Source organism: Agromyces albus (assembly GCF_030815405.1).
Classification (GTDB): domain Bacteria; phylum Actinomycetota; class Actinomycetes; order Actinomycetales; family Microbacteriaceae; genus Agromyces; species Agromyces albus_A.
Genome location: NZ_JAUSWX010000001.1, coordinates 3,463,885 through 3,478,076 on the forward strand (window position 1 = coordinate 3,463,885; position 14,192 = coordinate 3,478,076).

The 14,192-nt window shown below is 69.1% G+C and carries 10 protein-coding genes and 1 pseudogene; 3 read left to right on the top strand and 8 right to left on the bottom strand.

The features are described from left to right. Positions 1 to 68: 68 nt before the first annotated feature. From QFZ29_RS16440 to QFZ29_RS16455, 4 genes are all read right to left on the bottom strand, one after another. The gene (locus QFZ29_RS16440; RefSeq protein ID WP_306895116.1) at positions 69 to 1,838 is read right to left on the bottom strand and encodes a S8 family serine peptidase; all 1,770 of its coding nucleotides are present in this window, start codon (positions 1,836 to 1,838) and stop codon (positions 69 to 71) included. A gap of 253 nt (positions 1,839 to 2,091) precedes the next feature. After that, positions 2,092 to 3,141 (bottom strand): zinc-dependent alcohol dehydrogenase family protein, encoded by a 1,050-nt coding sequence (locus tag QFZ29_RS16445; protein ID WP_306895117.1) that lies wholly within the window; start codon positions 3,139 to 3,141, stop codon positions 2,092 to 2,094. A gap of 59 nt (positions 3,142 to 3,200) precedes the next feature. Next, a complete protein-coding gene (locus QFZ29_RS16450) occupies positions 3,201 to 4,760 on the bottom strand; it encodes a carboxylesterase/lipase family protein (RefSeq protein WP_306895119.1) in 1,560 nt (519 codons plus the stop codon). A 90-nt stretch (positions 4,761 to 4,850) separates the two neighbouring features. Beyond that, a complete protein-coding gene (locus QFZ29_RS16455; RefSeq protein WP_306895121.1) occupies positions 4,851 to 6,233 on the bottom strand; it encodes an NAD(P)-binding protein in 1,383 nt (460 codons plus the stop codon). Positions 6,234 to 6,323: 90 nt separating this feature from the next. On the opposite strand from QFZ29_RS16455, the gene QFZ29_RS16460 reads away from it, so the two are divergent. Further along, on the top strand, positions 6,324 to 7,586 hold the full coding sequence (locus tag QFZ29_RS16460; RefSeq protein WP_306895123.1) for an MFS transporter: 1,263 nt from the start codon (positions 6,324 to 6,326) through the stop codon (positions 7,584 to 7,586). A 12-nt stretch (positions 7,587 to 7,598) separates the two neighbouring features. Here the strand turns inward: QFZ29_RS16460 and QFZ29_RS16465 are convergent, their stop codons facing one another. Then, positions 7,599 to 9,830, bottom strand: a complete 2,232-nt coding sequence (locus QFZ29_RS16465) for an ATP-dependent Clp protease ATP-binding subunit (RefSeq protein ID WP_373426228.1) — start codon at positions 9,828 to 9,830, stop codon at positions 7,599 to 7,601. 192 nt (positions 9,831 to 10,022) lie between these two features. Between QFZ29_RS16465 and QFZ29_RS16470 the strand changes: the two genes are divergently transcribed. Beyond that, positions 10,023 to 10,712 carry a YceI family protein gene (locus QFZ29_RS16470; RefSeq protein ID WP_306895125.1) on the top strand — a complete coding sequence of 230 codons (690 nt, stop codon included), beginning with the start codon at positions 10,023 to 10,025 and terminating at the stop codon, positions 10,710 to 10,712. A 96-nt stretch (positions 10,713 to 10,808) separates the two neighbouring features. Continuing rightward, the gene (locus QFZ29_RS16475) at positions 10,809 to 11,249 is read left to right on the top strand and encodes a nitroreductase family deazaflavin-dependent oxidoreductase (RefSeq protein ID WP_306895126.1); all 441 of its coding nucleotides are present in this window, start codon (positions 10,809 to 10,811) and stop codon (positions 11,247 to 11,249) included. 36 nt (positions 11,250 to 11,285) lie between these two features. On the opposite strand, the pseudogene QFZ29_RS16480 reads toward QFZ29_RS16475, so the two are convergent. The 3 genes and pseudogenes from QFZ29_RS16480 to QFZ29_RS16490 all read right to left on the bottom strand — a co-directional run bounded on the left by QFZ29_RS16480 (position 11,286) and on the right by QFZ29_RS16490 (position 14,184). Beyond that, positions 11,286 to 12,261 (bottom strand): annotated as a pseudogene (locus tag QFZ29_RS16480) (glycosyl hydrolase family 32). Positions 12,262 to 12,264: 3 nt separating this feature from the next. After that, the gene (locus QFZ29_RS16485; RefSeq protein WP_306896779.1) at positions 12,265 to 13,098 is read right to left on the bottom strand and encodes a carbohydrate ABC transporter permease; all 834 of its coding nucleotides are present in this window, start codon (positions 13,096 to 13,098) and stop codon (positions 12,265 to 12,267) included. Positions 13,099 to 13,209: 111 nt separating this feature from the next. Beyond that, positions 13,210 to 14,184: a carbohydrate ABC transporter permease gene (locus QFZ29_RS16490; RefSeq protein ID WP_306895130.1), complete on the bottom strand. Its 975-nt coding sequence runs from the start codon at positions 14,182 to 14,184 to the stop codon at positions 13,210 to 13,212. Positions 14,185 to 14,192: the final 8 nt, after the last annotated feature.

The window sequence follows — 14,192 nt, forward strand, 5'->3', positions numbered from 1 at the left end:
CCGGCAACGCAACGGGCCGGCCTCCGAAGAGACCGGCCCGGTCGGTGTGCGTCAGCGGATGCCGCGGATCAGCGTCCGATCGCAGCGAGCGCGTTCACGATGCCGTCGCCGAAGAAGCCGTTCTTCGTCGGCCCGCCCTCGCAGGTGTGCGTCGTCGTGGCGGTCGCACCGGTCGGCAGGTGCCGCACGTACGTGAAGGCCGCCGGGTCGGGGCACGCCGTGTCGACGGCCGTCGAGAGCAGGATCGACTCGGTCTTCGCGGGCGACAGCGTCGTGCCGCCGTGCGCCTTGTCGAACTTGCCGTACTGCCCGACGATGAGCGCGGCGACACCCGCAGCGTGCGGAGAGGCCATCGACGTTCCCTGCAGGTACTGGTAGTACGCGCAGGTCTCGCCCGAGGCGTCGCAGTTCTTCACCGCCCACGGAACGACGACGTCGCCGTTCTCGTCGATCGCGCCCTCCTCCTCAGCGAGAGCGGCCGGGTAGGCCGCGAGGATGCCGCCGGGGTACTGGCGGGTGCCCTCGGCGTTGTCGTACACATCACCGCCGGGAGCGGCGACATCAACGTACCCGTTCCCGTAGTCGGAGTAGTAGGCCTTGCGGTCGCTCTGGCCCGTGCTGCTCACCGTGATCACGCCTTCGCCCTCGCTCGGCATCGAGATGCACGAAGCCGGGTCGAGCAGGTCACGCGTGTACGCGACCTCGCCGGGTTCGCTCGCGAAGTCGGGGCTCGAGGAATCCGAGATCGCCTTGGTGTAGTCCGTCGCGCCGTTCCCGGCCGCCGATACCAGCGTGACACCGTGATCGCGCGCGTAGTCGAGGGCGCGCTGCATGGCGGTGATGATCGTCTGCTGTTCGGCCTGGTCTTCAGCTGAGTCGGCCGGGTGCGACGTGCAGTTGAACAGCCACGGGTCGACGTAGTAGCTCATGTTCACGACGTCGATGCCGACGTCACCGGCGTAGGTGAGCGCATCGACGGATGCCTGCAGGAAGAAGTAGCCCGAGTCCTGGGCGGCGCGCAGGTTCACGAGCGTCACGTCGGGCGCGACGCCCGCGATGCCGATGCCATTGATGGGCGAGCCGATCGTGGAGGCGACGTGGGTGCCGTGTCCGTTCTCATCGACGTCGGCTGCGTCCTCGCACGACTGGTCGGGCTCGTCGGCGCAGGGGCCGTCGACCGGATCACCGTTCGCGTCCACCTCGATGTCGACCGTGAAGTTGCGGCTCAGTTCAGCGTCGAAGTTCGGGGCGATGTCGGGGTGCGAACCGTCGACGCCCGTGTCGATGATGCCCACGAGCACGCCCTTGGTCTTGTCGTGTCGGTACGAGCCGTCGACCGTCGCGCCGATCGCCTGCATGTCCCATTGGAGGTCGGCGAGCGGCTCGGCGATCGGCTTCCCCTGCGAGGGGCGCGTCGCAGGGGCTCCGGTCACGGCAGCTGCCCCAGTCCCGGCGCTGCGGAGGTCGGCCTTCGCTGAATCGAGCTTCTTGCCGGCACCCGCGCCCTTCTGCGCCTCGGGCACGTCGGCGATGACACGGTTGAGGGCCGTCCCCTCGATCACCGATTGCGCCGCGGCTTGGGCGGCGAAGTCCGAGTCGGTGGTCACGACCGTCGCGACGCCGACCTCGGTGTTCTCGGCGACGATCGTGCCGCCGGCTGCCTCCACTGCGGCTCGCGTAGCCGACTCAGAGGCGCCCTCGGCGAACAGCACGACATACTGCTGCTCACCCGCCACTTCGCTGTCGGCCGAAGTGATCGCACCGGCCGGCGAGGCGACGAGCGCCGTCAAGGCCAGTGCGAGGGTGGATGTCGCGGCGAGAGATCTCAATCCGGGCATATGCGTCCAATCCGTGAGCGGTCAATGAGCGCGATACTTCCATGCCCCGTGAACGGGGGACAGGAGCGACGCGCGCATGAGCCGCCGAATCGGCGTGCTCCGGCGTGACGCGGCAGGAACGTGCGTCGGATGAACGAATCTTGCGCCGCTCGGGTTCGTCGCGTGCGCAACTCCGGAGCATCCGTTGAACACACCGCTCGCCCACTCCGCGGGAGCGGCGTGTCGCACCGCCATCCGGAGTTGCGCTCGCTGCTCAGGGGCGCAGCAGCACCTTGATCGCCCGGCGCTCGTCCATCGCGGCATACGCCTCGGCGGCCTCGGCGAGCGGCAGCTCGAGGTCGAAGACCCGGCCGGGCTCGATCGCGCCCGAGAGCACGTCGGGCAGCAGCTCCTCGATGTAGCCGCGCACGGGCGCGACGCCGCCGTTGACGCCCACGTTGCGGTCGAACAGGGTGCGCACGGGCAATTCGGGCCCGCCGTTCGGCACGCCGACGTAGCCCACCATGCCACCGGGGCGCGTCGAGCGGATCGCCTGGTCCATCGACTCCTTCGTGCCGACGCACTCGAGCACCTGGTTGGCGCCGATCCCGCCGGTGAGCTCACGCACCCGGGCGACTCCCTCGTCGCCGCGCTCCTCGACGACGTGGGTCGCGCCGAACGCGCGCGCGAGCGCCTGGCGCTCGGGATGCCGCGACATCGCGATGATCACCGACGCCCCGAGCCGCTTCGCCGCGATGATCGCGCACAGCCCGACGGCGCCATCGCCGACGACGGCGACCGTGTCGCCCTCGCCGACGCCGGCCGACACCGCGGCGTGGTGGCCGGTGCCCATCACGTCGCTGAGCGTCAGCAGCCCAGGCACGAGCTCATCGGGGACCGGTCCGGGCACGACCACGAGGGTGCCGTCGGCGAGCGGCACGCGCACTCGCTCGCCTTGGCCGGCGTCGGCGAAGGCGCCCGTCCGGTCGTTGCCGCCCCACCAACCGCCGCCCAGGCACGAGGTGCTCACGCCATTGCGGCAGTTCGCGCACGTGTTGTCGCACACGTAGAAGGGGGCGATCACGAAATCGCCGACGGCGACGTTCGCGACATCCGGCCCGATCTCCTCGACGACGCCAACGAACTCGTGCCCGATGCGGTGCGGCTCGCGCGTCGGCGTGATGCCGCGGTAGGGCCAGAGGTCGGAGCCGCAGACACAGGCGGCGACGACCTTGACGATCGCATCGACGCCGGTCGACAGCACGGGGTCGGGCACGGTCTCGACGCGGATGTCACGTTCGGCGTGAATGAGGGTCGCGAGCATGGAATCGAGCCTATTCGAACGAGATGACCGGCTGGTTTCGAGGCCGGCCCGCCGGCGCCTCACACGTGGGGCACGAACGCCTGCCACGCGAGTCGCTTCTCGCGGCGTGGGTCGGCTTCGACGCGGTCCACGCCGTCGAAGACCAGGGTGCGGCGCTCGCCTTCCTCGTATGCGGGCCATTCAGGGCCCGGTGCGCCGGATGCCGCGAACCGGGTCCAGTGCCGCTGCATCCGGAGCCCGACCTCACGGAACATCCGGCGCCCGCCGAGCAGGGTGAGCCCCGTGCCGACGACCGTGTCGAACCGCTCGAACAGGGCGAAGAGCTCGAGCCCGTGCGTCGCGTCGAGACCCATGAGTCGAGCGGTCCGGGGTGCTGCATCGAACCGGTAGAAGAATACGGGCGCGTAGCGGGAGTGCCGTTCGGCGGCCTTCACGGTCGGGAACCAGAACGTGAAGTCGCCGGCGAAGTCGGCGGCGGGCCTGCGTTCGGGAAGTCCGGGATACAGCCGCTTGATGGCCTTGCGCGACTTCTTCCTCGTGTTCGTGAAGATCGCGCGGATGCGCGGCTTCGTCGTCGGCAGGATGCTGATGCGCCCCTCGAAGAGTGATCCCTCCCGGTCGTTCGTGCCGATGATGAGTGGTAGGCGGTGCGCGAGGCCGTCGCGGAATGCGTCCAGTGGGCGGTGCGGGAGGAACTCCCCGTCGATGACGGGCGCGAGGCTGATCGTGCCCGGGTTCTCGTCGGGCGTGCGGATGGTGAGGGCGGTCGTCGCCTCGGCGAGCACCATCGGGTCGGCCGCGCAGAGCATCGCCGCCGCGGCATCCGTCGACTCGCTCTCGAGGTCGTCGTCGTCGACGATGCCGCTGAGGATGCCCACGTACTCGCGCGCCCAGGTCGCCGCCGTCTCGGGGAGGTAGACCGCGTTCGCCGGCGAACTCTGGGCGATCGCCCGCGCGAACAGCCCCTCTGCAGAGGGCACCGTCATGAGCGTCGTGACCGAGTTGGCGCCGGCGGACTCGCCGAGCAGGGTGACGTTGTCGGGGTCGCCGCCGAAGGCGCGGATGTTGCGGCGCACCCACTCGAGCGCGGCCACCTGGTCGCGGAGTCCCAGGTTGCATTCGATGGGGCGATCGGCGGTGGAATAGGCACGGAAGTCGAGCCACCCGAGGGCCCCGAGGCGATAGTTGAGGCTCACGTAGACGACGCCGTGTCGCCGCACGAGGCGTTCGCCCTGGCGCGGATACTCGCCCGAGGAGCCGACGCTGTACGCGCCGCCGTGGATGAAGACCATCACCGGGCGCCCGCGACCCGGCGCCTCGCCGTCGTCGGGCGCGGTGACGTTCAGGCTCAGGCAGTCCTCGCTGCGCGGCAGGTGGTCGGCGGCGCCGATGAACTGGCCCTTGCGCTTCTGGGGAGCGACCGGACCGAACACCGAGGCGTCGCGCACGCCGTCCCAGCCGGGCGACGGTCGCGGTGCGCGGAACCGCAGCTCACCCGCCGGCGCCGCTGCATACGGGATGCCCCGCCACAGGCGCACCCCTCGACGGCGGATGCCGCGCAGTGCGCCCGCGTCGGTCTCGACCACGAGTTCGCGTGGCGTCCCCTCGCGCAACAGCATGTCCGCAGCGTAGAGCCGAAAGGTGAACCTCCGGTGTGCGGATGTCGGTGGAGGGCGTATGACGCTGCACCACCGAGAAGCTGACTCCAGCTACGCGAGCGACTCCCCGATGAGCCGCGCGAGCCCCTCCAGCCCCGGCCGGCTGTACTCCCGCAGCCGCGCCCGCGCGTCGTCGAGCGCCGGCGATCCGGGATGCCCCGGTGGGATCCGCGCCGGGTTGATCGCCACGCGGGCGGACCACTCGGCGATGTCCGGCTCCGCACCGAACGACATCGTGGACCGTGTGCCGACGAGCACCATCCGCGCCCATGCCGCGAGCGAGTCAGGGAAGGGCGAGGGCGCGCAGATCCGGTTCTTCTCCGCGTCGTCGTGGCGGGTCGCCTCGACGTACCCGATCAGCGCCGCTCCGAAGCAGGGGAAGCCTGCCCGGATCGGCTGCAGGGTGATGGCCTCGGGCCGCCAAACGGGGATCAGCGGCGGATACTTGAGCCCGTCCGCCGCGCAGTGCACCACGACCGCGTCGTCGGCGACGGCGACCGATCCGTCGGCGAAGCCGAGCCTGCCCCGGTCGACGGTCACGATGTGCCCGCGACGCACGACGTTCTCGAGGGTCCGAAGCTGGTCGAGCTCCCACGTCGCCAGCGTGGGCGCCTTCGCCATGGTCGGCATGACCGAGCGATCGATCCGCAGCATGACGCCGGCGTCCTCGAGCCGGAGGAACAAGTCGTCGAGGGAGGTGGCGCCCGCCGCCAGCTGCATCGTGTCGGCGGCCATGCCCAGGAAGACGGGCGGGTCGGGCTGCACGACGGCGCGGTTGAGCATCCACGGTTCGCGGGGCCGCACCCAGCAGATCGCGTCGGCGTCCACGCCGTGCGAGAGCAGCCAGATGCAGGCGTCGGTCGCCGTCTTTCCGGCACCGGCGATCACGTACTGACTCGGCGCGTCCTCGAGCCGGGCGAGGTCGTTGACCGGCAGCACGTGTACGTCGTCGGCGACCCCGAAGGGGGGAGGCTTCTCCGCAGGGATGCTCGGCGCCAGGTAGCGTGCGTCGACGATCCGGCAGTGCTCCGGCACCTCGAACCGCTCGCCGGAGATGCGCGAGACGAAGGCACGGCCGCCGAGGTACTCGCTGTTGGCGAAGAACTCGACCTTGCCGGACTCGACCAACCGGTCGAGCACCCGCGCGTAGTAGAGGCAGATCTCGGTCTGGGTGGCGCGCTCCTGCAGGCCCTTCTCCGGCCCGCGCTGCTGCACCTGCCCACCGCCGAGCAGGGTCGAGGCGACCCCGTAGAAGGCGGACGCCTGGTGCAGCCGGACGAATGGATACGCCTCGAGCCAGTGTCCGCTCACGCCGTGGCGGCGATCGACGAGGGCGACGCGCACGTCGGCTTGGGCGGTCAGGGCGTCCGTGAAGGCCATCCCCATGGCTCCGGCTCCGACCACGAGATAGTCCGCTTCGACGATGCGCGTCATGAACCCACGATGGCACTCCGGTGGCCCGGCATCCATACCCAACAGGAGGTACCGTCGTGCGATGTCGGTGGGGTCGGGCAGAATACTGAGGTGATCGGCATCAGGGGGTTCTGGAGCGCGCTGCCCACCGAAGGTCGATGGCTGCTGTCGACGGTCGCGATCCAGACGCTCGGCCGCGGGCTGACCCTGCCGTTCACGATCATCTACCTGCACGAGGTGCGGGGCTTCGACCTCGGGCTCTCCGGCGGGTTGATGAGCCTGATCGCGATCGTCGGACTGATCGTCACCGGCCCGGGCGGCACCCTCATCGACCGGTTCGGCGCCCGCAAGGTCCTGCTCATCGGGCTCGCGGCGATGATCGCCGGCTGCACCCTGCTCGCGTTCGCGACCCACCCCGCGGTCGCGGCCGTCGCGCTCGTGCTCATCGGCGTGAACTTCGGCGTCTCCTGGCCGGGCTTCAACGCACTCATCGCGGCGGTGGTCGAGGGCGACCTGCGGCAGCAGTACTTCGGTGTCAACTTCGCCCTCGTCAACCTCGGCATCGGCGTGGGCGGCGTCATCGGCGGGTTCTTCGTCGACGTCGACTCCCCCGCCACCTTCACCGCGATCTTCCTCGTCGACGCCATCAGCTGCCTCGTGCCGGTGGCACTGCTGCTCGGTCCGCTCCGGCACGTCCGCACGCAGGCCGAGCACGACGACGACGCCCCACCGGTCGGCGGCTATCGCGAGATCCTCCGGCAGCCCGCGGTGCTGTGGCTGACGCTGCTCACCTTCCTCGCGGTCTTCGTCGGCTACGGCCAGTTCGAGGCTGGGTTCCCGGCCTACGCACGGCAGGTCGCCGAAGTCTCGACCAGGGTGGTCGGGCTCGCGTTCGCCGTCAACACCGCGGTGATCGTGCTGTTGCAGTTCACCGTGCTCAAGCGCATCAGCGGGCGCCGTCGCACGCGCGTCATGTGGGTGATGGCGGCGGTGTGGGCGTGTTCGTGGCTGGTCTTGGGTGCCGCCGGGCTGCTGCCCGATTCTGTGGCGGCCGCGATCGGCGTCCTGGCATTCATGGGCGTCTTCGCGTTCGGCGAGACCCTGCTGCAACCGACGGTGCCCGCGATCTACAACGACCTCGCCTCCGATCACAACCGCGGCCGCTACAACGCGATCAACTCGGCGGCGTTCCAGGGTGGTGCGATCACCGGGCCGATCGCCGCGGGCCTGTTGCTCGACTGGGGCCTGAACGAGGTGTACATCGTCGTCATGGTCCTCGGCTGTGTCGGCATCGGCGTGCTGGCCGCCGCGCTCGAACGCCGCATCCCGGCGAGCGCGAACGGCGTTCGCACGTCGGAGCCGGTCAGCGGCTGACGCCGCACATCGTCACAGCTCGTCGTCGATGATCTCGGCGTCGATGACCTCGTCACCTTCGGCACCCGGGTCACGGTCGTCGGCGAGCACGTCGGCCTTGGCGACGGTGAGCGACTCGCCGTCGTCGGCGAGCGCGACCATGACCGTGTCGCCGTCGCGGATGTCGCCCGTGAGGAGCGCCCGCGCGAGCCGGTCGTCGATCTCGTGCTGCATGAGGCGGCGCAGCGGGCGAGCACCGTAGAGCGGGTCGTAGCCGCGCTCGGCGAGCCAGGCCCGCGCATCGGGCGTGACGCCGAGCTCGAGTCGCCGCTCGTGCAGCCGCGCAGAAAGCCGGTCGACATAGAGGTTCACGATCTCGCCGAGCTCCTCCTCGGAGAGCGAGGAGAACACAACGATGTCGTCGAGCCGGTTCACGAACTCGGGCTTGAACGCCTGGCGAACGGCGGCGAGCACGGCCTGCTCCTTGTCATCCCAGCTAAGCGTCGGGTCGATGAGGTACTGCGAGCCGAGGTTCGACGTCAGCACGAGGATGACGTTGCGGAAATCGACGGTGCGGCCTTGGCCGTCGGTCAACCGCCCCTCGTCGAGCACCTGCAGCAGCACGTCGAACACCTCGGGGTGCGCCTTCTCAACCTCGTCGAGGAGGATCACCGAATAGGGGCGCCGACGCACGGCCTCGGTGAGCTGTCCGCCCTGTTCGTAGCCGATGTACCCGGGAGGGGCACCCACGAGCCGGGAGACCGAGAACTTCTCGCCGTACTCCGACATGTCGATGCGCACCATCGCGTGCTCGTCGTCGAAGAGGAACTCGGCGAGCGCCTTCGCGAGCTCGGTCTTGCCGACACCCGTGGGGCCGAGGAAGAGGAACGAGCCGGTGGGGCGGTTCGGGTCGCTGAGTCCTGCGCGCGAACGGCGCACGGCGTCGGCGACGGACATGACCGCTCGCTTCTGGCCGATGAGCCGCTTGCCGAGCTCGCTCTCGAGCTGCAGGAGCTTCTCGGTCTCACCCTGCAGCAGCCGGCCGACGGGGATGCCGGTCCACGCGGCGATGACCTGCGCGATGTCCTCCTCGGTGACCTGCTCGTTGACCATGCGCGGCTCGTCGGGTGCGCTCTCGGCCTGCTCGGCCGCAGCGAGGTCACGCTCGAGCTGCTTGATGGTCTCGTATTCGAGCTTCGAGGCGCGCTGGTAGTCGGCCTCGCGCATCGCCCGGTCGCGCTCGGTGATCGCCTCGTCGAGCCGCTTCTTCAGCTCGCCGACTCGGTTCAGGCTCATGCGTTCGCGCGCCCACCGCTCCTCGAGCGACGCGAGCTCCCGCTCCTGGTCGACGAGGGTCTCGCGCAGCTTCGCGAGCCGCTCCTTCGACGCCTCGTCCTTCTCCTTCTTGAGCGCGAGCTCCTCGAGCTTCAGGCGGTCGACCTGGCGCTTCAACTGGTCGATCTCGACAGGGGACGAGTCGATCTCCATCTTGAGGCGCGACATCGCCTCGTCGACGAGGTCGATGGCCTTGTCGGGCAGCTGGCGTGCCGGGATGTAGCGATTGGAGAGGGATGCCGCGGCGACGAGCGCGGCATCCGAGATCGTCACTCCGTGGTGCGCCTCGTACCGGCCCTTGAGCCCGCGGAGGATCGCCACCGTGTCTTCGACGTTCGGCTCGCCGACGTACACCTGCTGGAAGCGGCGCTCGAGCGCGCCGTCCTTCTCGATGTGCTCGCGGTACTCGTTGAGGGTCGTGGCGCCGATGAGCCGCAACTCGCCGCGCGCGAGCATCGGCTTCAGCATGTTGGAGGCAGCGACGGAGCCCTCGCCGCCGCCGGCACCCATGAGCAGGTGCAACTCGTCGACGAAGGTGATGATCTGGCCCTCGGCGTCGTTGATCTCTCGGAGCACGGCCTTCAGGCGCTCCTCGAACTGGCCGCGGTACATCGCACCGGCCACGAGCGCCGAGATGTCGAGCGCGACGAGCTGCTTGTCCTTCAGCGAGTCGGCGACATCGCCGGCGACGATGCGCTGTGCGAGCCCCTCGACGACGGCCGTCTTGCCGACGCCGGGCTCACCGATGAGCACGGGATTGTTCTTCGTGCGGCGCGTCAGCACCTGGCTGACACGACGGATCTCGGCGTCGCGCCCGATCACCGGATCGAGCTTGCCCGCCTTGGCGATCTCGGTGAGGTTGATGCCGAACTGCTCGAGCGCCGACTTCTGCTCCTCTTGCGTGCCCGGCGCACCCTGCATATTGGCCACAGCTATTCCCTTCGACAAACTTGAGTCTACTAGAGTCAACTTTTCCCGAGCGAGTGCTATTTCCGCTAACCGGCCAGGGGCACTCGATCACCTCCCAGCCACATCCAAGGCAACACATAGAGAGTTCAAACAGATCTTCGGCAGGCTCGAATGCGGAGCACCTACCGCTCCCCGAACGCTCAGGAGCCGCCCATGCGCAAACGTACCGTCATCGTCTCGATCATCGCCGGGGCCGTCGTCCTCGGCACGACGGCGGCCGTGGCCGGCCCGATCGTCTACCGCGACCTGATCGTGGGCCCGGCAGAAGCAGCGCCCTCGGTGACGGCAGCGCCGTCGACGGATGCTTCGGTCGACGCCTCGGAGCTCTCAGGCTCATGGACCGTGGGCGAGGGTTCGTTCGCGGGCTACCGCGTCGACGAGGTGCTGAACGGAACGGATGTCACGGTCACCGGCCGCACCGAACAGGTCACCGGCACCCTCACCGTCGACGACCTCACGCTCACCGACGCGGAGTTCACCGTCGACGTCGCCTCGATCGCGACCGACTCCGACAACCGCGACGCCTACTTCCGCGACACCGCACTGCGCGTCGCCGAGTTCCCGACCGCGACGTTCGAGCTCACCGGGCCGATCACGGCCGAGGCTCCTCCCGTCGCCGGCGAGGTGCAGCAGCTCACCGCAACGGGAGATCTCACGGTGGCGGGAGTCACCAACACCGTCACGGTCGACCTCGAGGCCGTCTTCGACGGCTCCGGCGGACAGGTCGCCGGCAGCATCCCCATCACGTTCGCCGACTACGGCGTCGAGGCGCCGAACCTCGGTTTCGTCTCAGTCGAGCCCGACGGCTTCGTGGAGTTCTCCCTCGTCATCCGGCAGGCGTGACGTCTCACGATCATGATCACGTGCGCCGGCGGGAAGGAATTCCCGCCGGCGCAGTGTCGTTGGGGTGAGCGGACCCACCAATCTTCGAGGAGACACATGCCACTCAAGGGCGAATACGCGCCGAGCACCTCAGCCTGGGCTCGACAGCAGGCCGAGACCTTCGAGGCGTCGGGCGGACAGAAGGGCAACACGCTGCGCGGCCGACCCGTCATCGTGCTGACCACGATCGGCGCCAAGTCGGGCAAGCTCCGCAAGACCGCGCTCATGCGCGTCGAGCACGACGGCGAGTACGCGGTGGTCGCTTCCCAGGGCGGCGCCCCGAAGCATCCGACCTGGTACTGGAACCTCAAGAGGAACCCGCACGTCGAGCTGCAAGACGGAGCCGAGAAGCACGACTACCTCGCGCGCGAGCTCGAGGGCGACGAGCGCGCGACCTGGTGGGCGAGGGCCCTCGAGACCTGGCCGGCCTACGCCGAGTACCAGACGAAGACCGACCGGGTCATCCCGGTGTTCCTGCTCACGCGCACTGACGGCTGACGCGGCCCACCCTGCCGCGGCCCGCTCGAGGCGGGGTCACCTGCTCGGGCTGGGGACGGCCGCCGGCGTCACGTGCAGTTCACGGCCCTCCCACCGCACGGGCATCGGATCGCTGATGCTGCCGATGAACGACCCGTCGGGCGCGATGTTGTGGAACGCGAGCATCACCCATTCGCCGTCGTCGCGCCGGCGCAGCAGGCGCCCGACGTAGAGCGAGTCGTCGGTGACCAGCTGCGCGCCCGCGAGGTCGTACGGTCCGAGCACGGATGCCGCGGGGCTCGCCCAGACGCCCCCGGTCTTGCCGCTCGCGCGCCGGCTCGCCGCGAAGTCGGCCGCCGTGCATGAGAAGAGCAGCACCGGCCGCCCGTCGACGACTTCGACCTGGAACACCTCGAGGTGGCCGAAGCCCTGACCGGGCTCGCTGAGCGGCGGAAGCACCTCCCAGTTCCGCAGGTCGGGCGACCAGGCATGGCCGACGACACCCCGGTCGTCGGCGGGGCCGGTGTTCGCGCGCGCGGTGACGAGCATGTGCCATCCGTCGCCCGCCGGGTCCGCGAACACCCATGGGTCGCGGAACGCCTCCTCGCGCCATTCACCCGTGCCGAACGTCTCGTACCAGCGAGGGTCGGCTCGCGCGACGGGGTTCGACGCCGACTTCTGCCACTCCATGAGGTCGGCCGAGGTCGCGTAGCCGACGCGCTGGATATTGCCGCCGGGCGTCAGGCTCGTGCCCGTGTAGAACATGAACCACGTGCCGTCGGGATGCCGCACCACCGAGCCCGTCCACGTCGCGAGGTCGTCGAACGCGGGCGCATCGCCGCGCACGAGCGCGTCGGCGACGCGCGTCCACTCCTCGAGATCGTCGGAGGACCGCGTGTCCGATCGAGGCACGGTGGTGCCGGGCCTCGGGGTCGTGCAGTGCACGCGAGGCGTAGAGGAAGAACAGGTGGTACCGCTCGCCGTCGTCGGCGAACCAGAAGTCCCACACCCAGGAGTCGGGAAGCGCGAACATCCGCTAACCCTTCACGCCGCTCGCGGCGACACTCGAGACGAACGCGCGCTGGAACGACAGGAACACCACGAGCACGGGCAACGTGATCATCGTCGTATACGCCATGACCTCGCCCCACTGCGGGCTGAGCTGGAAGAAGTACTGCATGCCGACCATGACGGGACGCAGTTCCTCCTGCTGCACCACCATGAGCGGCCAGAGGTACTGGTTCCAGGCCGGCAGGAAGGTCAGGATCGCGACGGTCGCGAACGCCGGGCCCGACAGCGGCACGATGATGCGGCGGTAGATCGTGAACCAGCCGGCCCCGTCGATGCGCGCGGCCTCGTCGATCGACTTGGGGATCGTCGAGAAGTACTGCGTGAACAGGAAGATCGAGAACGCGTTCGCGATGAACGGGATGATCTGCACGTGGTACGTGTTCAGCCACCCGAAGTCGTACTTCAGGAGTCCGTCCTCGAAGACGAGCGTCGGCAGCTTCGAGACCCAGTAGACCATCGGCACGGCGATCGTCTCGAACGGGATGATGAGCGTCGCGATGACGACGGAGAGCACGAGCCCCCGGCCCTTCCACTCCAATCGCGAGAGCGCGAAGCCGCACAGGGAGTTGACGACGAGGCCGACCCCGACGATCGCCACCGTGACGAAGATCGAGTTGAGCAGGAACTGCACCACGGGCACGCGATCGAAGACGCCGGCGTAGTTGTCGAGGCTGATGTCGCCGACGGGCAGGAACGCACGGATCGAGTCGACATCCGACAGGATCTGCCCGGAGGGCTTCAGGCTCGAGACGAACATGAAGACGAGCGGGAAGAGGAAGAACGCGGCGAGCGCCGTCATCGCAACGTACGTCCAGTTGCGTCGGCGGCGGCGCAACTGCCGCTCGCCGAGGTCGCCCCGGCGGCCCGTCGAGCGCACCTCGGGGATGTTGCGGGTGAGCGTGGTCACGGCTCAGTCCTCCTTGTCACGAGTGAGGCGGCGCTGCACGAGGGAGACGATGAGCACCAGCACGAAGAAGATGAGCGAGATCGCGGCTCCATAGCCGATCTCCTGCTCGCGGTAGCCCTTGCGCACCGCTTGGTAGACGAGGGTCGACGTCGAGTTCAGCGGGCCGCCCTGCGTCATCACGTCGACCTGCACGAAGAGGCCCAGTGCGGCGATCGTGATCGTCACGAGCACGAAGACCATCGTCGAGCGCAGGCCCGGCCAGGTGACGTTGGCGAACTGCTGCCACGGACTCGCGCCGTCCATGCGCGCGGCCTCGTAGAGCTCCTCAGGGATGGTCTGGAGTCCCGACAGCCAGATGAGCATGTGGAAGCCGACGGCCTGCCAGATCGAGAGCACGATGATCGCGCCGAGGGCGGTGTTCGGATCGTTGAGCCACGCGGTGCCCTGCCAGGCGCCGAACGTGATCGTGTCGATGAACGAGTTGACGAGGCCGTCCTGCTGGTACATGAACTTCCAGAGGATCGACACGACGACGATCGAGGTGACCACCGGGATGAAGAAGATGACCCGGAACGCGGTGACGCCGCGGATCTTCTGGTTCACGAGCACGGCGAGCAGCAGCCCGAGGGCGGCCTGCACGGGCACGATGACGGCGGCGAATACGAAGGTGTTCAGCGTCGAGCGCAGGAAGACGGGATCGCTGAAGGCGCGCAGGAAGTTGTCGATGCCCACGAGCCGCGGCGGGTTCGGCGAGATGAGGCGGGCGTTGGTGAACGACAGGCCGAAGGCGAGGAGCACGGGGATGATGAGGAAGAGGATGAGCAGCAGCACCGCGGGTGCCGCCATCGCGAGGCCGGTACGCCGTTCCCGGCGTGCCGCGCGGTTCGAGCGCCGCGGCACGCGGGTGCGGTCGGCCTTCTCGGGAACCGGAGCCGGCGGCGCCGCGGATGCGGCGCTCGAGGTCGTCGTCTGGAGCATGATGAGAT